Annotated in this window: 2 protein-coding genes; both read right to left on the bottom strand. The window is 33.3% G+C overall.

The window, feature by feature from the left end; all coding sequences use genetic code 11:
• Window positions 1–95: 95 nt before the first annotated feature.
• A complete protein-coding gene (gene map / locus AACU95_RS17105; protein ID WP_004242544.1) occupies window positions 96–872 on the bottom strand; it encodes a type I methionyl aminopeptidase in 777 nt (258 codons plus the stop codon).
• Between the two features lie 17 nt (window positions 873–889).
• On the bottom strand, window positions 890–1,087 hold the full coding sequence (locus AACU95_RS17110) for a ParD-like family protein (protein ID WP_004242542.1): 198 nt from the start codon (window positions 1,085–1,087) through the stop codon (window positions 890–892).
• Between the last annotated feature and the right edge of the window lie 27 nt (window positions 1,088–1,114).

Here is a 1,114-nt window from a genome sequence, read left to right on the forward strand (position 1 = left end):
AAAAATAGCTAAAAATAATATTTCTAGCTATTAAAATAATATAAATTTATATCATAATTTTTGCATCAAAAATTAGATAGATATAAATTAATTTATTATGGAAGTGTTTCTTCTGGACGCAAAGTGAGTACTTCATACCCATCAGCAGTAACTAAAATAGTATGTTCTGATTGTGCCGATAATTTTTTATCACGGGTGACTACAGTCCAACCATCTTTTTTGGTTTTTATTTTGTGTCCACCTTGGTTAATCATCGGTTCAATGGTAAAGGTCATCCCTTCTTTTAGTACAACACCTTGTCCTCGAATACCATAATGTAATACTTGAGGGGCTTCGTGCATTTCTCGACCAATCCCGTGTCCACAATACTCTCTTACAACACTATACCCATGACTTTGTGCAAAGCTTTGGATTGCATGACCGATATCACCGAGTGTTGCACCAGGTTTAACTTCTTTGATACCTTCCCACATCGCTTGGTAAGTTGTTTTGACTAATCTTCTTGCTATAGGTGAGGCATCTGGCATGACATACATCTTGCTAGAATCAGCAATAAAACCATTTTTTTCTAGTGTAATATCGACATTAATAATATCTTTACTTTTTAATAGCTCATCGGCTTTAGGAACACCATGGCATACTACCTCATTAATTGAAGTATTAAGTACATACTCATAACCATATTGTCCTTTGCTTGCAGGTCTCGATTGCAGATCATGAGTAATAAAATCGTCTACTTTATCGTTAATTTCTAATGTGGAAACACCTGGCACAATAAAATCATCAAGCATTGTAAAAACTTGGGCTAATAAACGACCTGATTCACGCATTAATTCAATTTCCTCAGGGGTTTTAATCGTAATTTTATCCATATTAATCTCCTTTATATTTACTTATGCTCTTGTTTTATTGCTTCTTTTTCTAACATTTCATTAATAATCATTGGAAACGTTTTTTCTGGATTTAATTCTGCTTGAATACCAATTTTTATCCAAAACTCTGCTTGTGCATTAACTGATCGAGACATCACATTACTCGCTTTACGAAGATACTCATGTAGCTCATCAGAAATTTTTACAATACCCACACTTAACCCTTATATACGAATTATAAT

Origin of the sequence: Proteus sp. G4415 (assembly GCF_963896075.1) — a bacterium.
Lineage (GTDB): Bacteria > Pseudomonadota > Gammaproteobacteria > Enterobacterales > Enterobacteriaceae > Proteus > Proteus mirabilis.

Bases quoted from the DNA above. Each gene is read 5' to 3' on its own strand.
- map (WP_004242544.1), bottom strand. From the start codon at position 872: ATGGATAAAATTACGATTAAAACCCCTGAGGAAATTGAATTAATGCGT.